This window comes from Rhizobium phaseoli (assembly GCF_003985125.1).
In the GTDB taxonomy this organism is placed as follows: domain Bacteria; phylum Pseudomonadota; class Alphaproteobacteria; order Rhizobiales; family Rhizobiaceae; genus Rhizobium; species Rhizobium phaseoli.
The window spans coordinates 413,573-434,809 of record NZ_ML133567.1 but is presented as its reverse complement, the minus strand read 5'-3'; the positions used below and the strand labels follow the sequence as shown (position 1 = coordinate 434,809).

Below are 21,237 nucleotides of genomic sequence, written 5' to 3'. Positions count from 1 at the left end.
TCGTATATAGGTTTTTTGAGCCCGGTTCCCAATGGCAAGTCCCCTGAACAAGCCATAAAACAGGGGATTATGACGCTTTTCCGTCGCCTTTGGCGCCATTTTCGAGAAGAGCGGATAACCGGGCGATCTCGGCGCTGTCAAGCTTGCGGATCCGCCGGGCCAGCCGGTTGGCGAATTCGGTGTATTCCGGCGGCAGCCCGGAGGTGTCGACGACGACCCGCGGGTCGGAGGAACGGGCGAGCAGGAACAGTTCCTCCGCCTCGTCCCAAATGATGTTGAAATAGCCGGCGATGCGCTGCAGCAGATCGAATGTCGGCAGACCGCGCTTGCCATGTTCGAGCGCCGAGAGATAGGCGGGCGAGACGTTCAGGGCTGCCGCCATTTCCTTCTGCGAGACGCCCTTGCGCGCCCTCAGCCGGCGAACCGCTTCTCCGAAGGGGGTCATGGCCTTTCCCCCTGCCGTCGCGACAGGCGGATATAGAGCGCTCCCTCGCCGCCATGATGCTGCGCGGCCGGCTCATAGGAAGAGATCAGGTAGCGGAATTCCGGCTTCGAGAACCAGAGCGGCACGGCCCGCTTCAGCGCGCCGTCGCTGCCCATCGAACTGCCCTTGCCGGTTATGACGAGCACGTGGCGCATGCCGCGCTCATGGGCGCGGATCAGAAAATCGAGAAGGATGACATGGGCTTCGCTTTGCACCAGGCCGTGCAGGTCGATGCGTGCTTCCAGCGCCAGGCGGCCCTTGGCGATCTTGCGCTTGACCGGCCTTTCCAGCGGCTGATGCACCCCGGCAGGCCGTTTCGACACCGATGGCGTTGCCGGCTGTTCCGCTGTAAACGACGCAGGCGTATGCTTTTCGGCCTTCTCCCGCTCCACCGCCGCTTGCGTCTCGGCGAGGAAGGCATCGAGTTCACTCAGCTCACCCGTCTTGCCGGGCATCGGCCGGGTGCTGCGGGCCACCTTGCCCCAGAGGATTCTCTCATCGGCGCTGAGCTTGCGATCCTTGGCCATCAGTCGAACCGTCCGGCGGCGGCATTGGGAATGAGGATGGCGAAATCGGCAGCGTTGCGGACAGTGCCGGCTCGTTCTCCCGCCAGATCCCCCGAGCCGGTGAAAATGTCGCCGCGGGCCGGCCCGACGATCGCCGAGCCGGTATCGAGCGCCAGCATCAGCCGGGCGAAGGCGCGGCCATCATCGAGATGGGTGAGGCTTTCGGCGCGGATGAAAAAGGGAAAGCCGAAGGTATGGATCAAGCGGTCGACCGCCAGCGAGCGGCCGGCAAGAAGCGGCACCTTGGCAGCTGCGATCGGACCGGCCGAGGGATCGGCGACCGCCGCTTCCCGGAAGAAAATATAGGAGCGGTTGTGCCATAGCACTTCGTCCACCCGCTCGGGATTGTGCGCCAGCCAGCTGCGGATCGACTGCATCGAAATCTCGGCTCGGTCGATTTCTCCGCGCTCGATCAGCAGCTTGCCGATCGCCGAAAAGGCATGACCGGCCTTCGCTGCGTAGGTGATGCGACCGATGTGGCCATCCCTATAACGCAGCCGGGCGGCGCCCTGCACATGAACAAAGAAGACATCGACCTTCGATTTCGCCCAGGCGATCTCGAGCCCCCGGCCCTCGAGAAAACCCTGGTCGATCGCCTGGCGATCCGGATACGCACTGACGCGGCCGTCATGCAGGCGGCCGAAAGCATAGGCTTGATCGAGTTCGGCGGGTCGATTGGACTCATCGAGATCGATCAGATCGTCCGGGCGGCGGTAGAAGGGAAACCGGAACACGTCGTCCGGCTGGTCCGACACCTCGATCTCGGGTTCGTAAAAGGCGGTGACGAAACCGGAACTGCCGTCGTTGCGGCAAATCAAAAATGGCCGGCAGTGTGTTTCGAAAAAGCCGCGCGCCGATGCCCGAGAGGACGGTGTGAAATCTTCGGCGGCGATCAGAAGCGGAAGCAAATCTTCCGAACTCAGGCCGAGCGATCCGGTGCGGTAAGGTTTGACCTCGGTGATCTGGCGGCGACAGGATCGCATGACTTCAAAAAGGCCGGAGGGATCATCATCCTTCCAGCCTTCCAAAGTGTCGAAGCTTATGGCCTGCAGGACAAAGTCCGATGCGTGGTCACTCATGTTCCGATTCGGTCGCCACAAGTTTCCAGTTCGGATCGCGCGAGCGGGTATCGCGGGCGAAAGTCCAGAGGTCATTGACCTCGGCGACGTTCTCGGCATCGCCTTCAATCAGCACATCCGCCTTGTCGTAAGTGGCCGATATCAGCTGGCTGACGATGCGCACGGTGATCTGCGCTTCGCTGCCCTTCGTCTCGGCATGGGTGATCTCGGCCTTGTCGATGCCGACGAAGGTGGACTTCACCTTCTCGCCGCGGGCTTCGCGCTCGCCGATCGCCGCATCGAAGCCGTCATAGACTTCGCGCGACAGCAGGTTCTTCAGCGTTTTCCGGTCGCCGTCGGCATAGGCCATGACGATCATCTCGTAAGCCATGCGGGCACCGTTCAGAAACTCCTTCGGGGTGAAGGAGGGATCGGCCTTGTTCAGCGCGCGCAGCGATTCGTTGAGCGGCGTTCCGGGTGCGGCGACAGCATCGATGGCGGAGAAGCGATCCTCATCCTCGGCCGTCGCATCACGCCGCGGCAGCGTCACGACCTTGCCGGCATCGGCGGCTTCGGCAGGTGCCGCGTCTCGCGGCTGATAGAGATCGCGCGGCGGCTTCTCGTTCCCCGTGCGGCGACCGAGAACGGAGCGGAGCTGAAAGAAAATCAGCACCGCCGCCACCAGGAAGAATAATGTGATGAAGTCGTTCGAACTCATATCGTATCGCAACCGCCGTTAACATCTCTGATTTGTACTCCCATATAGTCCGCCTATACAGATGATTCAAATGATGGCTGGCATCTTCGCCGCGCCAAGAGGAGACCGGCCAGTCCGGGACATGACGACCATGCGTTTTTCAATCCTGCCGGCCTTCATTCTGCTGCTGCCGCTTGGCGAAATTGCCGGTTTCGTCGTCGTCGGCCGGGCGCTCGGCTTGGCGCTGACACTGGCGCTCGTCATGGCTAGCTTTGTTTTCGGCGCGGTCCTGCTGCGCCGGCAGGGCATCGGTATCCTGCGCCGCATGTCGAGCGAAGGACGAAACGGCGTGATGCCCGGCCACGATCTGCTGAAGCCGGCGATGAACGTCATCGCCGCGCTGCTGCTGATCATCCCCGGCTTCCTCACCGATATCATCGCAATCCTCATTCTTATTCCGCCGGTGCGCGATCTCGTCTGGCGCTCGATTGCCAAGCGCTTTGTCGTCGTCAACGCCGAGCGTGGCTTTTCCGCCGGCCCGAAACCGGATTTCTGCGACGGCAACCGGAATTCGAAGGTGGTGGATCTCGACGAGGAGGATTATCATAGGGAGCCGGATCGCAACTCGCCGTGGTCCGGCAAACATCTCGGTGATTGAGGTGGTTCGAGCGAGCAACTGCGCCTAGCGCCCAGGGTTGTAAGCCCCTCCCCGAAATGTTAGATGGCGGCACCATTCCCATGCCCTTCGAGGAAAAGCCAATGGCAGACGACAACAACAGCAACGGTGCGACCAACCCCACCCTCTCGATCCTTGCGCAATATACGAAGGATCTTTCCTTCGAAAATCCGGGTGCGCCGCGTTCGCTGCAGGCGCGCGACAAGGCACCGACGATCAACATCAATGTGAACGTCAACGCCAATCCGCTTTCCGACACGGATTTCGATGTCGTGCTGTCGCTGAATGCCGAAGCCAAGGACGATGACAAGACGGTGTTCCACACCGAACTCGTCTATGGCGGCGTCTTCCGCGTTGCCGGTTTCCCGCAGGAGCACATGCTGCCGGTTCTCTTCATCGAGTGCCCGCGCATGCTCTTCCCCTTCGCCCGTCAGATCATCGCCGACGTGACCCGCAACGGCGGCTTCCCGCCGCTGATGATCGATCCGATCGACTTCACGCAGATGTTCGCCCAGCGCGTTGCCGAAGAGCAGGCCCGCGCCAAGGTTCAGGCCGTTCCGAACTGATCGAATTCCTTCGGTTCTGACATGCGGATGCCCGGGCAAGTCCCGGGCATTTTCAATTCGCCGCCGTGCGTCTGAAAGACGCGCAAGGGGCGCGGCGGCCCCGATTTAAGGAATCACGCCGGCGGGCTGGCGAGTTTCGACCAGATGCCCTTTTCGCCGAGCTTGGAAACAAGCGCCGCATGCGCCTGCGCTTCGGCTTGGCTGAGACGGGGCGCAAGCGGACGGGGCCGCTCGAGCACCGCTGATATCACCCCATCATCTTCCATCGCCATGTCGCCGCGCGCCGTCTGGCCGGATTGGCCCGATAGGCCGAGGCCAAGGGCCGCCTGCCTGCCGCCGATCATTTCGATGTAGACTTCGGCCAGCAGTTCGGAGTCGAGAAGCGCGCCGTGTTTGGCGCGGTGCGAATTGTCGACGCCGTAACGCCGGCAAAGTGCGTCGAGCGAATTCGGTCCCATCGGATGTTTGCGCCGCGCCATAGACAGCGTATCGACCACCCGCTCCGGCAGGATCGGCGGCAAACCGATCCGCGCGAATTCGGCGTTGATGAAGCCCATGTCGAAGGTGGCGTTGTGGGCGATCCATTTGGCATCGCCGAAGAAGGCAAGGATTTCCTCGGCGACCTCGGCGAAGGCTTTCTTGTCCTTCAGGAACTCGTCGGTAATGCCGTGCACGGCGAGCGCATCCGGATGGACCTTCTGATCTCCCGGATTGATGTAGATATGAAGCGTGTTGCCGGTCGGAAAGTGATTGAAGAGTTCGATGCCGCCGATTTCGATGATGCGGTCCATCCGGTTGTCGAGGCCGGTGGTTTCCGTATCGAAAATGATCTCACGCATTCCGGAAATCTCCCTTGGCAATTCGCATTTTCAGATCGGTGACGATCTCCAGCACCCGTTCCCTCGTCTGCTCAATGCTATGGCTTGTATCGATCAGGTAGTCGGCACGGCGCCGTTTTTCTGCATCCGGCGTCTGGCGAGAGAGAATCATGTCGAATTTTTCCTCCGTCATGTCTTCGCGCGCAAGCACCCTCTGGCGCTGAATCTGTGGATCGGTGCTGACGACGACGATGACATCCACCCTTTCCCAGGCGCCGGTTTCAAAAAGCAGCGGGATATCGAGCAGAACCATCTCGGCACCCGCGGCGCGGTGGCGCGCCAGAAATTCCGTCTCGCGCTTGCGGACCAGCGGGTGAACGATCGCCTCCAGCCGTTTGAAGCCGGCGGGATCGTGCGCCAGCTGGCGGCCGAGTTCATGGCGGTCGACGGCGCCGTCCTTCATCGTGCCTGGGAAGGCGGCCTCGACCAGCGGCGCAGCTTCGCCGGCGTACAGATCGTGGACCACGGCGTCCGAGTCGTTGAGCGGAATTCCGGCCTCGGCAAAGAGCTTACCGGCCGTCGACTTTCCCATTCCGATCGAGCCGGTCAATCCGATCGTCAGCATCAATGAGCTTCCATATCCGCAATGATGAGCGCGCGCAGTGCGGCGTCGACGACGGGGCGCTTGCCGAACCATTTCTCGAAGCCCGGCACGGCCTGATGCAGCAGCATGCCGAGACCATCGACGATCGGAAAGCCCTGCTCTTGCGCCTGCGCCAGCAGCGGCGTCTTCAGCGGCACATAGACGATATCGGTGACGACGGCGTCGGCCACAAGAGGGGTGAAATCGAGCTGCGGTGCCGCTTCGCCGTCCATGCCGAGCGATGTGGTGTTGATGAACAGACCGGCGCCTTTCATGACCTCGGCAAGCGCACCGGCCGGATGGGCCTGAACCCTCGGGCCAAAACGGTCGGCCAGTTCGCGGGCCCGTTCGACGGTCCGGTTGACGACGTGGATCGTCTTGAAGCCGCGGTCGCGAACCGCCTGGATGATGGCCCGGCTGGCGCCGCCGGCGCCAAAGATCACGGCCGTGTCGCGGCGGTCCCAGCCCGGATGGCGTTCGTCAAGATTGGCCGTAAAGCCGCGGCCATCGGTATTGGTCGCGTGGAGAAGGCCATCCTCCAGCCAGAGCGTGTTCGACGCCCCGAGTTCCTGCGACAGCGCGTCCGGTTTGTCGGCGAGGCGGAAGGCCAATTCCTTATGGGGAATGGTGACGTTGCCACCGGTAAAGCCGGAACTGCCATCCTTCAGCGAAGCGATGAAATGGGCAAAGGCTTCCGGTGCGACTTCATGGGCGCGGTAGCTGCCCGGCAGGCCGAGGGTCTTCAACCAATAGCCGTGGATCAAGGGCGAGCGCGAATGCTTGATCGGAAAGCCCGTGACAAACGCTTTCGGCCCGAATGTTTCACGTGAATCACCCATCGATCGCTCCGAGTTCGCGCAAGTTTTTCAGGAGCGGCAACATCGGCAGGCCGAGAATGGTGAAATAATCACCTTCGATTTTCTCGAAGAGCTGAATGCCCTGCCCCTCCAATTGATAGGCGCCGACGCTCGAAAGCGCTCTGTCGCCGACCCGCGCCAGATGCCTGGCAATGAAATCCGCCGTCAGCGGCCGCATCGTCAGTTGGGCATGGGCGAGATGTTCCCACAGGACCACGCCATCGTTGACGATGGCAACGGCGCTGTTCAATCGATGCGTTTTTCCCGACAGGGCGTGAAGATGGCTCGCTGCGTCGGCCATATCCCTCGGCTTATGGAAGACGCGGTCGCCGAGCGACATCGTCTGATCCGAACCGATAACCAGGCTGTTCGAAAAACGGCGGCTGACATCCTCGGCCTTGGCCCTGGCGAGCGCGAGGGCAACGGCATCCGGCGTCGCGCCGGCTTTTTCCAGCGGGGCTTCCAGCGCCCTTTCATCGATCGTTGCGGCATGCGCCTCGAAGGACAGGCCGGCATTTTCCATCAGCATCCGCCGAAACGGGCTCGACGATGCAAGGATGATTGTTGTTGTCATAGGCTCCTCGGAGTGCCGGCTTTCGGTCAGCGCTTAGCGCAGCTTCGGGCGCAGGGCAACGATTGCCGCGGCGGTTTCCTCGATCGAGCGGCGGGTCACGTCGATCAGCGGCCAATTGTGACGGGCGCAAAGCGAGCGCGCATATTTCAGCTCCTCGGAGATCGCGGCGCGATCGGTGTAGTGTTCGCGATCGAAACCCTGGGTCGCTCCGAGGATGCGGTTTTCCCGCACCTGGGAGATGCGGTCGGTGGTGGCGATCAGGCACACGATCAAGGGTTTGGTCGCGACAAGAAGGCTCTCGGGCAATGGCACGCCGTAGACGATCGGAATGTTGGCCGTCTTGATGCCGCGGTTGGCGAGATAGATGCTTGTCGGTGTCTTCGACGTCCGGCTGATGCCGATGATGACGACATCGGCATCATTGTAATCGTCCGGCATCTGGCCGTCGTCGTGATCCATGGTGAAATTCAGCGCTTCGATGCGGGCGAAGTAACCGGCATTCATCACATGCTGGGCGCCGACCCGGCGACGTGACGGCGCGCCGAGATAGATCTGGAACGCATTCATGACCGGCTCCAGCACATTGACCGAGGCAACGCCCATTTCGGTGCAGCGCTCGTCGATCAGGCTCGCCAGCTCCCGGTCGACAATGGTGTAGAGCACGATGCCGGGGGCATCGTCGATTGCCTGCAGAACCGGCAGCAGCTGTTTGCGGTTGCGGATCAGCGGATAGACATGCTCGATCGGCTGAGCGGATCGGAACTGGGCCGAAGCTGCACGGCCGGCGGAGATCAGAGTCTCTCCCGTCGAGTCAGAAATCAGATGTAGATGAAAGAAGTTCGTTCTGTTCTCCACGCTATTTTCCGCTGCCTGTTGAAAACACTGGATGATGGAGAGCTAAGGCGGCGAGGCTGCCTCCGGCAAGGGAAAACATGCCGCCTTATCCACATTTCGAATTTGGCGGACCGGTTTTGCCAGGTCCTGTGGAGGATGGGGACGAAATCGGTTTGTCGAATACGCCTCCACAAGCTATCCACAGGAAGCAGAAAATTGGTGTGGGAGCAAGGTTTTGGAATCATTTCCGGATTCGCCTTCTCCCCGAAATTTTGAAGAATCGGAAAATTCTCTTCGAGTTTGGTTGCGGGCGCGCGACAAATGGCATCGGCAGTGGATGGATTTTAATCCTTGATAGACACCGACTCTAAGAAATAGAAACCTTTTAAAATATCTTTGATTTTTTATAGGGAAGAAGCGCTTGAGCGACACGCGCCGAAAGATCATGAGGGTTCTCGATGGCGAAAGCCTCAGCCCCCCGCCTCTCTGGCTGATGAGGCAGGCGGGACGTTATCTGCCGGAATATAGAGAGACACGGGCGAAGGCCGGAAGTTTTCTCGATCTCTGCTATACGCCCGATTACGCCGTTGAAGTGACGCTGCAGCCGATCCGCCGCTATGGCTTTGATGCGGCCATCCTGTTTTCCGATATTCTGGTCATCCCCGATGCAATGAAACGGAATGTCCGGTTCACCGAAGGGCATGGACCGGAGATGGATCCGATCGATGAAGCCGGGATCGCAAGACTGAACGGGGAAGAGGTCATCGCTTATCTCAGACCGGTTCTGGAAACGGTGCGACGGTTGCGCGAGGCGTTGCCTGATGAGACGACCCTGCTCGGCTTCTGCGGTGCGCCCTGGACGGTTGCGACCTATATGATCGCCGGGCACGGCACGCCGGACCAGGCCCCTGCCCGCCTCTTCGCCTACAAATATCCCCGCGCCTTCGAGCGTCTGCTGATGCTGCTGGCCGACGTGTCGGCCGACTATCTTGTCGCCCAGATCGACGCCGGCGCCGACGCCGTGCAGATTTTCGATTCCTGGGCTGGGGTTCTCGGGGAGAAGGAGTTCCAAGCCTTCGCGATCAGGCCGGTTGCGCGGATGATCGCTTCGATCAGATCGCAGCGGCCGCATGCGCGCATCATCGCCTTCGCCAAGGGCGCCGGCTATCAGCTGAAAGCCTATCGTCAGAAGACCGGCGCCGATGCGATCGGCCTCGACTGGTCGGTTCCACTGGCCTTTGCCGCCGAACTTCAGAAGGATGGACCGGTGCAGGGCAACCTCGATCCGATGCGCGTCGTTGCCGGCGGTCGGGCGCTGGAAGAAGGTATCGACGATATTCTGCAGCATCTCGGCCATGGACCGCTGATCTTCAATCTCGGTCACGGCATCACGCCGCAGGCCGACCCTGACCATGTGCGGCAGCTGGTCGAACGCGTGCGGGGCGCGCCGTGACTAGGGAAAGGCAGACGGATCGGAAACCTGGCGCTTATGCCCGGCGCCGTGCCCATTTTGCGCTGGCCTTCTTCGCGCTGATGGCGGTCGGGCTTTTCGCCTGGAACCCCGACAACCTCTACCTCTGGATCAAGGCGCTCCACATCATCGCGGTGATCTCCTGGATGGCCGGATTGTTCTACATCCCGCGGCTGTTCATCTATCATACCGACGCAGAACCGGGCTCAGTGCAGTCGGAGACTTTCAAGGTGATGGAGCGCCGGCTGCTGCGGATCATCATGACGCCGGCGATGATGCTGACCTGGATCCTCGGCCTTTATCTCGCCTGGTCGGTCTATGGATTCCAGGGCGGCTGGCTGCATGCCAAGATCGGTCTTGTGGTGCTGCTGACCGCCATTCATATCTTCTTCAGCCGGGCGGTCGGCGCGTTCGAGCGTGACGAAAATCGCCGCTCGGCACGCTATTGGCGGTTCATGAACGAGGCGCCGACCCTGCTGATGATCCTGATCGTGATCCTCGTCGTGGTGAAGCCGTTCTGAGGGAAATCCTCCTCAGGTTAAATTTGCTTCATTTTAAGCAGCCCCCTTGCGGCGGCGATTGCGACTCGCTATTTTCCGCGCATCTCATCTACGTGGCATGTGTGAAGAGTTCAGTCGTCTGCGAGCCCCTTTCGCAGTACCGAATACGACCCAACATCGCCTTTCCCCTTCGAAATTGAAAAGAGTATTGGTCACTTCATGGCTGAAATGAAGCTTCAGGAACTTAAGAGCAAATCCCCGACGGATCTTCTGGCTTTCGCCGAATCGCTCGAGGTTGAGAATGCAAGCACGATGCGCAAACAGGAATTGATGTTTGCCATCCTCAAGATGCTGGCCAGCCAGGATGTGGAGATCATCGGCGAAGGGGTGGTCGAAGTGCTGCAGGACGGCTTCGGCTTCCTGCGCTCGGCCAACGCCAACTACCTGCCCGGCCCTGACGATATTTATATCTCGCCGTCGCAGATCCGCCGTTTCTCTTTGAAGACAGGCGACACGGTCGAGGGCCCGATTCGCGGACCGAAGGAAGGCGAGCGTTATTTCGCGCTGCTCAAGGTCAACACCATCAATTTCGACGATCCGGAAAAGATCCGTCACAAGGTTCATTTCGACAATCTGACGCCGCTCTATCCGAATGAGCGCTTCAAGATGGAACTCGATATTCCGACCTCCAAGGATCTGTCGCCCCGCGTGATCGATCTGGTCGCGCCGCTCGGCAAGGGCCAGCGTGGATTGATCGTCGCGCCGCCGCGCACCGGTAAGACCGTCCTTCTTCAGAATATCGCCCATTCGATCACGGCAAACCATCCAGAATGCTATCTCATCGTCCTGCTGATCGACGAACGTCCGGAGGAAGTGACGGACATGCAGCGTTCCGTCCGCGGCGAGGTTATTTCCTCAACCTTCGACGAACCGGCGGTGCGCCACGTCCAGGTGGCCGAGATGGTTATCGAAAAGGCCAAGCGCCTTGTCGAGCACGGCCGTGATGTCGTCATTCTGCTCGATTCGATCACGCGCCTCGGCCGCGCTTACAACACGGTCGTTCCCTCCTCCGGGAAGGTTCTGACCGGTGGTGTTGACGCCAACGCCCTGCAGCGACCGAAGCGCTTCTTCGGCGCGGCGCGCAACATCGAAGAAGGTGGTTCTCTGACCATCATCGCCACGGCGCTGATCGATACCGGCAGCCGCATGGACGAAGTGATCTTCGAAGAGTTTAAGGGTACCGGCAACTCGGAAATCGTCCTCGACCGCAAGGTCGCCGACAAGCGCATCTTCCCGGCGATGGATATCCTCAAATCCGGTACGCGTAAGGAAGATCTTCTTGTTCCGCGCCAGGATCTGCAGAAGATATTCGTCCTCCGCCGCATTCTCGCGCCGATGGGGACCACCGATGCGATCGAATTCCTGATCGACAAACTGAAGCAGACGAAGAACAATTCCGACTTCTTCGACTCGATGAACACCTGATCCTTAGCCGGATTAATCCTATCAGAGCTGGCGCATCGTCTCGATGTCGCCAGCTTTTTGTTTGAGAGGAATTGATTCGGACTCGAACTGACAATCGGATGCCATGGCCATGCTGAATGACACCATCTATGCGCTCTCAAGCGGTGCTCCGCCCTCGGGTGTTTCAGTCATTCGCGTCAGCGGCCCGCTGACGAGAGATATCCTGGTCCAGTTGGTCGGGTCCGTGCCGGTCGCTCGAATGGCTTCGTACCGAACGATTCGGAGTCGTTACGATCAGCCGATCGACAGTGGTCTAGTGCTGTTTTTTCCCGGCCCCAATTCCTTCACCGGCGAAGATGCCGCCGAGTTGCAGATCCATGGCAGCAAAGCCGTGCTGGCGGCACTGTTTCGTGAACTTGGCGATATTCCAGGCGTGCGCATGGCGATGGAAGGCGAGTTTTCGCGACGCGCCTTCGAAAACGGCAAGCTCGATCTTGTCGAAGTCGAGGGGCTCGCCGATCTCATCGGCGCCGAAACCGAAATGCAGCGCCGTCTCGCCGTCGAACAGAGCGCCGGCGGCGTCTCGGCGATTTACGATTCGTGGGCGGAACGATTAACCCGCGCGCGGGCCTTGATCGAGGCCGAGCTCGACTTTCCTGACGAAGATGATGTCCCAGGTTCCGTGTCGGATATGGTTTGGGCCGACATGGCGCGGCTGCGTCACGACATCGCGCTGCATCTGGAAGCCGCCTCGGCCGGCGAGATCATCAGGGATGGCTTCAAGGTGGTGATCGCCGGCGCCCCGAATGCCGGGAAATCAAGCCTGATGAACGCTCTGGCCAAGCGTGAGGTCGCCATCGTCACCGATATTGCCGGCACCACCCGCGATGTGCTTCACGTCGATCTCGATATTGACGGCTATATGGTCAAACTTTATGACACGGCCGGTCTGCGCGAGGCGGAGGACAGGGTGGAGATAGAGGGGGTGCGCCGCGCGCGTGTTGCACTTCGCAATGCCGATGTTGTGCTGCTGCTGGTCGATATGAGCGACCCCATCATCCCCCCCGACTTGGAGCAGGCTTTGCCGCATGTTACGGTCGGGACGAAGAAGGATTTGATCGAGACTGCTTCCGATCGATATGATCTGCAGATCTCGACGACGACCGGCGAAGGTCTGCCGGAATTGCGGGATTTGATCGGCCGTGTCGTCAAAGAGCGTTATGGTGGCCAGTCTCTGGCGATCCCGAGCCGGCAGCGACATAAGGATTCGCTGGCGAAATGTTTGGCCGCCCTCGATGCTGCAATCTCGCAGGGAAGCGCGAATTTGGAGCTGCGCACGGAACAGCTTCGCCTTGCGGCCGAGTATTTGGGTAGAATTACCGGGCGAGTGGACGTCGAGCAGCTGCTCGACGTGATTTTCTCGGAGTTTTGTATCGGCAAATGATTCACGTGAAACCTTCGTGACGCTGCGCTGCCCGGAGTTTCACCTGAAACCGCGGCCGAGTTGGAGTTTGAGATGATCGGCAATGTCTATGATGTGATTGTGATCGGCGGCGGCCATGCGGGGTCGGAGGCTGCCAGCGCGGCTGCGCGCCTTGGTGCGAGGACCGCCTTGGTCACCCACAGGCGAGACACGATTGGGGTCATGTCCTGCAATCCGGCCATTGGCGGGCTCGGCAAGGGGCATCTGGTCCGCGAGATCGACGCGATGGATGGCCTGATGGGCCGGATTGCCGATGCAGCCGGCATTCAGTTCAGAATGTTGAACCGGAAGAAAGGTGCGGCCGTCCGCGGCCCGCGAACACAGGCCGATAGAAAGCTCTATCGATTGGCGATGCTGGCTGCGATCGAGGCAACACCAGGGCTCGATATCGTCGAGGGCGATGCATTCGATCTCGACGTCGTCGACAACCGTGTTGCCGGGGTGGTCATGAAGGACGGCCGGCTGCTGAAAGCACCGGCGGTGGTATTGACGACCGGCACCTTTTTGCGTGGTCTCATCCATATTGGTTCAGACAAGACACCCGCCGGCCGCGTCGGCGAACCCCCGTCGCTCGGGTTGTCGGCGACCTTGGCCAGGTTGGGGCTGCGCCTGGGGCGATTGAAGACTGGCACGCCGGCCCGGCTGGATGGCAAGACGATCGACTGGCAATCCGTTGGACGGCAGGGCGCGGATGAGGACCTCGTGCCCTTTTCCTTCATGACGGATTCGATCACGACCAGGCAGATCGAATGCGGTGTCACCAGGACGACCGGGGCGACACATCGGATCATTATCGACAACATTAAGCGCTCGGCTATATATTCCGGGCAGATCGAAGGCGTGGGGCCGCGTTACTGCCCGTCGATCGAGGACAAGCTGTTCAAGTTCGGCGAGCGGGATGGCCATCAGGTCTTTCTCGAGCCGGAAGGCCTCGACGACGACACGGTTTATCCGAATGGCATTTCGACTTCCCTGCCCGCCGAGGTCCAAGCGGATTTCATAAAAACCATTCCCGGGCTGGAAGCGGCGCGGATCCTTCAGCCGGGTTATGCCATTGAGTATGATCATGTCGACCCGAGAGAGCTGACGCCGTCGCTGGAAGTCAAACGGTTGAGCGGCCTCTTTCTCGCCGGCCAGATTAACGGCACCACCGGCTATGAAGAGGCAGCGGCGCAGGGATTGGCTGCGGGCTTGAATGCCGCATTGCGAAGCACCGATTCGGATCCGTTCCATTTTAGCCGAACCAACTCTTATATCGGGGTAATGATCGACGATCTCACTTCGCGCGGTGTTACGGAACCGTACCGGATGTTTACGTCGCGCGCCGAATACCGGCTGACTCTGCGGGCCGATAATGCCGATGTCCGCCTGACGCCGCTCGGCATGCGGCTCGGTTGTGTAGGCAGCGCACGCGAACAGCGATTCACGGCCTATCAGGTCGAGGTTGACGCCGGTCGATCACTGCTGATGTCGCTGACGCTGACGCCCAATGAAGCGCGGCGCGCCGGCTTGCATATCAATCTCGACGGCCAGCGCCGGACGGCCTATGATTTGTTGTCCTACCCAGATTATGACTTTGCCGCCCTCCGGCAGGTTTGGCCGGACGCGCTGGCGGCGGTCCGGCCGAAGGTCGCCGAGGCGCTGGAGATCGAGGCGGGTTATTCGGTTTACCTTGACCGGCAGGCGGCGGCAATCGCCGATCAGCAGCGCGACGAGGAGCGGCGAATCCCGGCCGATTTTGACTATTCCGCGCTTTCCGGCCTGTCGAACGAGCTCAAAGCAAAACTCAGCACAGCTCGTCCGTTCAACGTCGCACAGGCGGCCATTGTCGAAGGGATGACCCCGGCCGCGATTGCCCTGCTGCTCGTCCATTTGCGTCGACAGAGCGGTTCTGAGCGCCAGACTGCCTGACACAAGATTTGAGAGTCTCTGAGAATGGAATTAAACGGTTTGCGTGTTTCACGTGAAACACAGGCACGGCTTCAGCACTTTGCGGCGCTCTTTCAGAAATGGGCAAAAACGATCAATCTGGTGGCGCCCTCAACGCTCGATGATCTCTGGCACCGTCACATTGCCGACAGCAGCCAGATTTTCCAGATTTGCCCCGAGCCGATTCGCTGGGCCGACCTCGGCAGCGGCGGCGGATTTCCCGGCGTGATCACCGCGATCTTCCTGGCGGAGCTGCAAGATGGATGGGTGCATCTTGTCGAAAGCAACAACAAAAAGGCAGCTTTTCTGCGGACCGCGTTGCGGGAGACAGAGGCACGCGGAAGCGTCCATGCCATTCGAATCGAGGATGCTCCTGCCGAGATCGGCGAGTGTGGGGCGATTTCCGCCAGAGCCCTCGCCGACCTTCACGGACTAATCGGTTATGCGGCGCCGTGGATGCTCGGCAAGGAAAATTGTCGTGGATTTTTTCATAAAGGCCGGGATTATCTGAGGGAAATCGACGAAGCGCGTGGCCGGTGGGAATTCGATCTGGTAGAACATAAGAGCGCCGTCGAGCAGGAATCTGTTATTTTGGAAATATCGAATCTCCGGCGCTTGGTTTAACAGATCGGATATTGCGGCAATGGCTGGCGAACGACATCGGATAATCACCATCGCAAATCAGAAGGGTGGCGTTGGCAAAACGACCACTGCCATCAACCTGGCAACGGCGCTGGCCGCCATTGGCGAGCGTGTCCTGATCGTGGATCTCGATCCGCAGGGCAATGCCAGCACCGGCCTCGGTATCGATCGCCGCGATCGCAAGCTTTCCTCCTATGACCTAATAGTCGGCGAACGTGGGATCAGCGAGGTCACGCTCGAGACAGCGGTTCCCAACCTCTTCATCGTCCCGTCGACCATGGATCTGCTCGGCATCGAGATGGAAATCTCGCAGCAGAGCGACCGAGTCTTTAAATTGCGGAAAGCGCTGTCCACTCCCGAGGCTATGGGCTTCTCTTATATTCTCCTGGATTGCCCGCCGTCGTTTAATCTGCTGACGATGAATGCGATGGCGGCTGCCCATTCGGTGCTGGTACCGCTGCAATGTGAATTCTTCGCGCTGGAGGGCCTGAGCCAGCTGCTCGAAACCGTCAGCCAAGTGCGTCGGACGGTTAATCCGCGGCTGGATATCCAGGGTATCGTCCTGACAATGTTCGATGCTCGCAACAATCTGGCCCAGCAGGTGGTCAATGATGTGCGGACGCATCTCGGCGAGAAGGTTTATCATACGTTAATTCCGCGCAATGTCCGGGTGTCCGAGGCGCCGTCCTACGGCAAGCCCGCTATCCTCTATGATCTGAAATGTGCGGGCAGCCAGGCCTATCTGCAGCTGGCCTCCGAGGTCATTCAACGCGAGCGCCAGAGACTGGCCGCGTAAGATCATTTCTGGAGTTAGGTGAGTTTAGACCATGAATGACGATGTTTCGAAAAGACGATTGGGTCGTGGCCTTGCGGCGCTGATCGGTGAAATGGATCAACCCGTTCCGGTGGAAGCTGAGCGAACCGTCAGCGCCGACCGGATGATCCCGATCGAGTTTGTTAGTCGCAACCCCCGCAACCCCCGTCGTTTTTTCGACGACACCGAATTGCACGATCTTGCCAGTTCCATTCGCCAGCACGGTATCGTTCAGCCGATCGTTGTGCGTACGATGGAGCGGGATCGCTATGAGATCATCGCTGGAGAACGGCGATGGCGCGCAGCGCAGCTCGCCGGCCTGATCGAAATCCCGGTGATTATCCGCGACGTCGACGACAAGACGGCACTCGAGATTGCTATTGTCGAGAACGTCCAACGCGCGGACCTCAATCCTCTGGAAGAGGCGCTGGGCTATGAGCAGCTTATTGCCGAATATGGCTATACCCAGAACGACCTCGGTGAAATCATCGGCAAGAGCCGCAGTCACGTGGCCAACTCGTTGCGCCTGTTGAAGCTCCCGGATCCGGTTCGTGATCTGCTTGCGGCCGGCAGCCTTTCGGCCGGACACGCGCGGGCGCTGGTGTCGACGCCCGATCCGGCGAGCCTCGCCCGCACGATCGTCGCCAAGGGCATGTCAGTGCGTGATGCCGAGAAACTGGCGCAGAACAATATCAAGGCGCAGTCGGAGCCGCAGCAACCGGCTTTGCGACGCGATCAAAAGGACTCGGATACGCTGGCGCTGGAGCGCACGCTTTCCGATGCCCTCGGGCTGGACGTTTCCATCAATCATAAAACCAGCGGCGGGCAGATCAAAATTTCCTATAAGTCGCTGGAGCAGCTCGAGGAAATCTGCCGTTTGCTGGAACGGCGATAATCACGCCGACTTGCGGCCGGATTGCAGGGTGGTGGAGAGAAGGGTTTGCATGGCAACGCTGTCTTCCAGCACCTGCCGACGTCGGCTCTGAAGAATCGCTGCCTGCAGGCGGTTGGATTCACGCGCGATGCTTTCCGCCGACCACTGGCGAAGCGCTTGCTCAAGGATCGGCTTGCGGCGAAAATGCAGATGCCGGCCCATCGTCTGCATCACCTGCGGCGCCTGCAGGCGTTTTTCTTCCATCTCTGCACGCATTGTGTCCAGAAGCTGGAACTGCTTCAGGCAGGCCTGCAGCACGAGAAAGATCGCGGTTTTCGAACTGCTGATCTTCTGCATGGCGTGGAGAAAGCCGTTGAGGTCTCCGCCGAGAATGGCGTCGACAGCATCGTCGACGGAGATCGCGCTGGCATCGCCAATTATTTCGGTAACGTGATGTTCTTCGACCGTATCCAGGCCACGACAGTAGAGGGCGAGCTTCCGCACTTCATTGCGTGAGGCAATGCGATCGCCGCCGATCAGTGCGACCAGGGCCTGGCGCGCCGCCGGTGTAATACCAAGTTTTTCCGCCCCGAGTTCAGCATCGATCAAGCCGTTCAAGGCGCGGCTGTCGTCGGCGTATGAGGGCACCGTCATCACGGCGCGTGCCGCTTCGGCGGTCTTGCGGAGCAGAGATCCCTTTTTCAGATCACCGGCCTCGACGATCAAATAGGCGGCCTCAAGCGGCTTTTCAGCCAGCAGCGCCAGCGAATCGACGAGGTATTTCTCGTTAGCGGCGCCGCGGATCCAAATGAGTTTTTCGCCGCCGAACAGCCCGATCGATTGGGCCTCGTCAACCAGCCGTCCGGCATCCTTCTGCAGATCGGCGATATCAAGTTTGGTCAGCGAGAAAGGATCGTCCAGCGCGACGCCGGTCTTGCCGGCGAGCTGGCCGGCACGTTCGGACACCAGACCGCGATCCGGGCCGTAAATGACGAAAATCCGGTAGTTCCGCACCGATTTTTGCAGAAAGTTCTCGAACTCGTGGGACTTGATCTCCGCCATCTGCCCGCTCTCAGCGGCTGAGGGCAGCGGCGAGATCGGCCCCTACAAATTCCGCCGTCTGATCCGCGGCGCGATTCTCGGCATCTCGGATCGCCCTTTGCTTGGCAAATTCCTGCTCGGAGAAATCCACCAGCGCGGTGGTCTGGCGGCTGCCGGCCTTGATGACCCGACCGTCGGCGACAGCGCTCAGCGTATAGGTGACGGTGACGGTGACACGACCGGCGCGCGACGTATCGCCGGATTGCCGCAGGAGCGTATCGGCGACGCTCGACGTGGCCCGCAGTTCGACGTGATATTGCGGATTTGCCGCTTCGCCGGCGCCGCGTGACGCCAGGAAGATCAGCCGATTGCGGACCTGCTGTTCGACGCGACCGGATGCGTCTGAAAAGCCGACCGAGGACAGTTTTTCGGTGACGCCCGAGCTTTCGGAATAAAGCGGCCGGACCTGGCAGGCCGACAGAGATGCCGAGGCGGCAAGGATCATGGCGATGCCGGCATGGCGAGCCAGCTTGCGGGCGATATCAGACGACAATGTTCACAATCCTTTGGGGAACCACGATGATCTTCTTCGGTGCCTGACCGTTCAGCACGTTCTTTACCGCATCCAGTTCCAGCACGGCGTTGGTGACGGCATTCTGATCCGCGTCGCGAGAAATTGTCAATTCGGCGCGCTTCTTGCCGTTGATCTGCACCGGCAGGACAACGTCATTTTCGACGACGAGCGCCTCGACGAAACGCGGCCAGTCGGTGCGAGCAAGCAGCCCCGTATTGCCAAGCGTGGCCCAGCATTCCTCTGCAAGATGTGGCGTCATCGGGGCGACGAGCTGAATCAGGATCTCGGCCGCGTCACGCACGGCGGCACGATAGGCGATATCGCCTTCACCTGCCGCAACCTTCGTCAGCGGCCCGGCGAGCGCATTGACGAGCTCATAGATGCGGGCGACGGCCTTGTTGAACCAGAGCTTGTCGTAGTCGTTCTGAACCGCCTTCAGCGTCTTGTGCGCCGCCTGCGAGATGGTCAGGGCATCGCCCGCGCTTGCCGGTGCGGCGGCAACGGTGGAGAGCACACCTGCCGCTTCGGAAATCAGCCGCCACAGGCGCTGGGTGAAACGATGTGCACCTTCGACACCCGCCTCCGACCAGATGACGTCGCGCTCCGGCGGAGAATCGGACAGCACGAAGAAGCGGGCGGTATCGGCGCCGTAGGAGGCGATGATGTCGTCAGGATCCACGACATTCTTCTTCGACTTCGACATCTTCTCGATAGAGCCGATGGCGACCTCCTCGCCTGTCGCCAAGAGCAGGGCACGGCGTTTGCCGTCGATCTCCTCGATACGGATATCGGCGGGAGCCACCCATTCGCGGCCGGCGCCGGCATTGCGGCTGTAGGTCTCGTGAACCACCATGCCCTGGGTGAACAAACCCTTGAAAGGTTCGCTCGCCGCGACGTGACCGGTCTCGCGCATGGCGCGGGTAAAGAAGCGCGAATAGAGCAGATGCAGGATCGCGTGCTCGATGCCGCCGATATATTGATCGACCGGCAGCCAACGGTTAGCCGCCTCAGGATCGGTCGGCTTTGCTTCCCACGGCGCGGTAAAGCGGGTGAAATACCAGCTCGAATCGACGAAGGTGTCCATCGTATCGGTTTCGCGGCGGGCATCCCTGCCGCAATGCGGGCAGGCCACGTGACGCCAGGTCGGATGGCGGTCGAGCGGGTTGCCCGGCTGGTCGAAGGTGACGTCTTCCGGCAGCTTCACCGGCAGGTCCGTCTTCGGCACCGGCACGACGCCGCAGGCATCGCAGTGGATGACCGGGATCGGGCAGCCCCAATAGCGCTGGCGCGAAATGCCCCAGTCGCGCAGGCGGAAATTGACCTTCCGCTCCGCCACCGGCGTATTGCCGAGGGACGCGGCCGAAAGCTGGTCGGCAACGATATTGAAGGCCTCCTCGGTCGTCTTGCCGTCGAGGAAGCGCGAATTGATCATCACGCCATCGCCGTCATAGGCGGTATCGCCGACGGAAAAGCTCGCAGCGTCGCCATCGCCGGGCATGACCACGGCCACGACCGGCAGGCCGTATTTGCGGGCGAAATCGAGGTCGCGCTGGTCACCGGAGGGGCAGCCGAAGATTGCGCCCGTGCCGTAATCCATCAGCACAAAATTGGCGATATAGACTGGCAGCTCCCAGGAGGGATCGAGCGGATGGCGGACGCGGATGCCGGTGTCCAGGCCCTTCTTCTCGGCGGTTTCCAACGCGGCGAGCGAGGTGCCGGCACGGCGGCATTCCTCGCAGAAGGCCTCGATCTCGACATTCTTTGCAGCCGCATCCTTGGCCAGCGGATGGTCGGCGGCGATCGCCAAGAAGGAGGCGCCGAACAGCGTGTCAGGCCGGGTCGTATAGACGGTAATCTCGGTCTCGCCGGCCGGCGCCGTTTCCGGCACGATTTCCCAGCGCACCGTCAGACCTTCCGAGCGGCCGATCCAGTTCTTCTGCATCAGGCGAACTTTTTCCGGCCATTGGTCGAGCGTATCCAGTGCGTCCAGCAGGTCCTGGCTGAAATCGGTGATCTTGAAGAACCATTGCGTCAGTTCACGCTGTTCGACCAGCGCCCCGGAACGCCAGCCGCGGCCGTCGATCACCTGTTCATTGGCGAGCACGGTGTTGTCGACCGGATCCCAATTGACCTTCGACTGCTTGCGGTAGACCAGTCCCTTCTCCAGGAAATCCAGGAAGAGATGCTGCTGGTGCTGGTAATATTCGACGTCGCAGGTGGCGAACTCGCGGCTCCAGTCCAGCGAAAGCCCCATGGCCTTCAGCTGCGCCTTCATCGAGGCGATGTTCTGGTAGGTCCAGGAGGCGGGGTGGACGCCGCGCTCCATGGCGGCGTTTTCCGCCGGCATACCGAAGGCGTCCCAACCCATCGGGTGCAGCACGTTATAGCCGCGGGCACGCTTGTAGCGGGCAACGACGTCGCCCATGGCGTAATTGCGGACATGGCCCATATGGATGCGCCCCGACGGATAGGGGAACATTTCGAGGACGTAATATTTTTCGCGCGGATCTGCATTGTCGGTCTCGAAGACCTTGTCTTCATTCCACTTCTGCTGCCAGCGGGGCTCGGCATCGCGCGGATTATAACGTTCGGTGGCCATTGTATTCAAAATTCCGGAAAATCAGGGGAGGTTGGTCGAGACCTTCACCATGAAACCACCGTAGCGTCAAGTT

Annotated in this window: 22 protein-coding genes; 10 read left to right on the top strand and 12 right to left on the bottom strand. The window is 60.5% G+C overall.

Annotation, left to right across the window (positions count from 1 at the left end):
- Positions 1 to 67 precede the first annotated feature (67 nt).
- The 4 genes from EFD56_RS07645 to EFD56_RS07630 are packed head-to-tail and all read right to left on the bottom strand — an operon-like array spanning position 68 to position 2,826.
- Positions 68 to 445: a helix-turn-helix domain-containing protein gene (locus EFD56_RS07645; protein WP_126905007.1), complete on the bottom strand. Its 378-nt coding sequence runs from the start codon at positions 443 to 445 to the stop codon at positions 68 to 70.
- Positions 442 to 1,011, bottom strand: coding sequence for a Smr/MutS family protein (locus EFD56_RS07640; protein WP_126905006.1), 570 nt, complete (start codon positions 1,009 to 1,011; stop codon positions 442 to 444). Before EFD56_RS07640 ends, EFD56_RS07645 begins: the two co-directional genes overlap by 4 nt.
- Complete coding sequence (mltA, locus tag EFD56_RS07635) at positions 1,011 to 2,129, bottom strand: murein transglycosylase A (protein ID WP_085741454.1); 1,119 nt, start codon at positions 2,127 to 2,129, stop codon at positions 1,011 to 1,013. Before mltA ends, EFD56_RS07640 begins: the two co-directional genes overlap by 1 nt.
- Positions 2,122 to 2,826, bottom strand: coding sequence for a Tim44/TimA family putative adaptor protein (locus EFD56_RS07630; protein ID WP_037115886.1), 705 nt, complete (start codon positions 2,824 to 2,826; stop codon positions 2,122 to 2,124). The genes mltA and EFD56_RS07630 overlap by 8 nt, the downstream gene beginning before the upstream one ends.
- 130 nt (positions 2,827 to 2,956) lie before the next feature.
- Between EFD56_RS07630 and EFD56_RS07625 the strand changes: the two genes are divergently transcribed.
- Complete coding sequence (locus EFD56_RS07625; protein WP_085743539.1) at positions 2,957 to 3,463, top strand: FxsA family protein; 507 nt, start codon at positions 2,957 to 2,959, stop codon at positions 3,461 to 3,463.
- Positions 3,464 to 3,564: 101 nt separating this feature from the next.
- Positions 3,565 to 4,047 (top strand): protein-export chaperone SecB, encoded by a 483-nt coding sequence (secB, locus tag EFD56_RS07620; protein WP_037115887.1) that lies wholly within the window; start codon positions 3,565 to 3,567, stop codon positions 4,045 to 4,047.
- A 113-nt stretch (positions 4,048 to 4,160) separates the two neighbouring features.
- Here secB and dnaQ read toward each other — a convergent pair whose 3' ends face one another.
- From dnaQ to EFD56_RS07595, 5 genes are read right to left on the bottom strand one after another with little or no spacing between them, the layout of a single operon-like run.
- A complete protein-coding gene (gene dnaQ, locus EFD56_RS07615) occupies positions 4,161 to 4,886 on the bottom strand; it encodes a DNA polymerase III subunit epsilon (protein WP_085741453.1) in 726 nt (241 codons plus the stop codon).
- Positions 4,879 to 5,490 carry a dephospho-CoA kinase gene (gene coaE / locus EFD56_RS07610; protein WP_085741452.1) on the bottom strand — a complete coding sequence of 204 codons (612 nt, stop codon included), beginning with the start codon at positions 5,488 to 5,490 and terminating at the stop codon, positions 4,879 to 4,881. The genes dnaQ and coaE overlap by 8 nt, the downstream gene beginning before the upstream one ends.
- Positions 5,490 to 6,347 carry a shikimate dehydrogenase gene (locus tag EFD56_RS07605; RefSeq protein ID WP_085741451.1) on the bottom strand — a complete coding sequence of 286 codons (858 nt, stop codon included), beginning with the start codon at positions 6,345 to 6,347 and terminating at the stop codon, positions 5,490 to 5,492. The genes coaE and EFD56_RS07605 overlap by 1 nt, the downstream gene beginning before the upstream one ends.
- Positions 6,340 to 6,939, bottom strand: a complete 600-nt coding sequence (locus tag EFD56_RS07600) for a Maf-like protein (RefSeq protein ID WP_085741450.1) — start codon at positions 6,937 to 6,939, stop codon at positions 6,340 to 6,342. The genes EFD56_RS07605 and EFD56_RS07600 overlap by 8 nt, the downstream gene beginning before the upstream one ends.
- A gap of 33 nt (positions 6,940 to 6,972) precedes the next feature.
- Positions 6,973 to 7,794: a pyruvate, water dikinase regulatory protein gene (locus tag EFD56_RS07595; RefSeq protein WP_037115893.1), complete on the bottom strand. Its 822-nt coding sequence runs from the start codon at positions 7,792 to 7,794 to the stop codon at positions 6,973 to 6,975.
- 400 nt (positions 7,795 to 8,194) lie between these two features.
- On the opposite strand from EFD56_RS07595, the gene hemE reads away from it, so the two are divergent.
- The 8 genes from hemE (at position 8,195) to EFD56_RS07555 (ending at position 16,971) form a co-directional block, all read left to right on the top strand.
- Positions 8,195 to 9,226 carry a uroporphyrinogen decarboxylase gene (gene hemE / locus EFD56_RS07590; RefSeq protein ID WP_085743538.1) on the top strand — a complete coding sequence of 344 codons (1,032 nt, stop codon included), beginning with the start codon at positions 8,195 to 8,197 and terminating at the stop codon, positions 9,224 to 9,226.
- Positions 9,223 to 9,765, top strand: coding sequence for a protoporphyrinogen oxidase HemJ (gene hemJ / locus EFD56_RS07585; protein ID WP_085743537.1), 543 nt, complete (start codon positions 9,223 to 9,225; stop codon positions 9,763 to 9,765). Before hemE ends, hemJ begins: the two co-directional genes overlap by 4 nt.
- 198 nt (positions 9,766 to 9,963) lie before the next feature.
- Positions 9,964 to 11,229: a transcription termination factor Rho gene (gene rho, locus EFD56_RS07580; RefSeq protein ID WP_003571435.1), complete on the top strand. Its 1,266-nt coding sequence runs from the start codon at positions 9,964 to 9,966 to the stop codon at positions 11,227 to 11,229.
- A 103-nt stretch (positions 11,230 to 11,332) separates the two neighbouring features.
- On the top strand, positions 11,333 to 12,652 hold the full coding sequence (mnmE, locus tag EFD56_RS07575; RefSeq protein WP_126905005.1) for a tRNA uridine-5-carboxymethylaminomethyl(34) synthesis GTPase MnmE: 1,320 nt from the start codon (positions 11,333 to 11,335) through the stop codon (positions 12,650 to 12,652).
- A gap of 72 nt (positions 12,653 to 12,724) precedes the next feature.
- Complete coding sequence (mnmG, locus tag EFD56_RS07570; RefSeq protein WP_126905004.1) at positions 12,725 to 14,602, top strand: tRNA uridine-5-carboxymethylaminomethyl(34) synthesis enzyme MnmG; 1,878 nt, start codon at positions 12,725 to 12,727, stop codon at positions 14,600 to 14,602.
- 24 nt (positions 14,603 to 14,626) lie between these two features.
- Entirely contained in the window at positions 14,627 to 15,244 is a 618-nt protein-coding gene (rsmG, locus tag EFD56_RS07565) for a 16S rRNA (guanine(527)-N(7))-methyltransferase RsmG (RefSeq protein ID WP_085743534.1), read from the top strand.
- 19 nt (positions 15,245 to 15,263) lie between these two features.
- Positions 15,264 to 16,058 carry a ParA family protein gene (locus EFD56_RS07560; protein ID WP_085743533.1) on the top strand — a complete coding sequence of 265 codons (795 nt, stop codon included), beginning with the start codon at positions 15,264 to 15,266 and terminating at the stop codon, positions 16,056 to 16,058.
- Between the two features lie 31 nt (positions 16,059 to 16,089).
- The gene (locus tag EFD56_RS07555; protein ID WP_064828777.1) at positions 16,090 to 16,971 is read left to right on the top strand and encodes a ParB/RepB/Spo0J family partition protein; all 882 of its coding nucleotides are present in this window, start codon (positions 16,090 to 16,092) and stop codon (positions 16,969 to 16,971) included.
- Here EFD56_RS07555 and holA read toward each other — a convergent pair whose 3' ends face one another.
- The 3 genes from holA to leuS are packed head-to-tail and all read right to left on the bottom strand — an operon-like array spanning position 16,972 to position 21,164.
- Positions 16,972 to 18,012, bottom strand: coding sequence for a DNA polymerase III subunit delta (gene holA, locus EFD56_RS07550; RefSeq protein WP_064819298.1), 1,041 nt, complete (start codon positions 18,010 to 18,012; stop codon positions 16,972 to 16,974).
- A 10-nt stretch (positions 18,013 to 18,022) separates the two neighbouring features.
- Positions 18,023 to 18,544, bottom strand: a complete 522-nt coding sequence (gene lptE, locus EFD56_RS07545) for an LPS assembly lipoprotein LptE (protein ID WP_010014996.1) — start codon at positions 18,542 to 18,544, stop codon at positions 18,023 to 18,025.
- Positions 18,534 to 21,164 carry a leucine--tRNA ligase gene (gene leuS / locus EFD56_RS07540; protein ID WP_085743532.1) on the bottom strand — a complete coding sequence of 877 codons (2,631 nt, stop codon included), beginning with the start codon at positions 21,162 to 21,164 and terminating at the stop codon, positions 18,534 to 18,536. The genes lptE and leuS overlap by 11 nt, the downstream gene beginning before the upstream one ends.
- Positions 21,165 to 21,237: the final 73 nt, after the last annotated feature.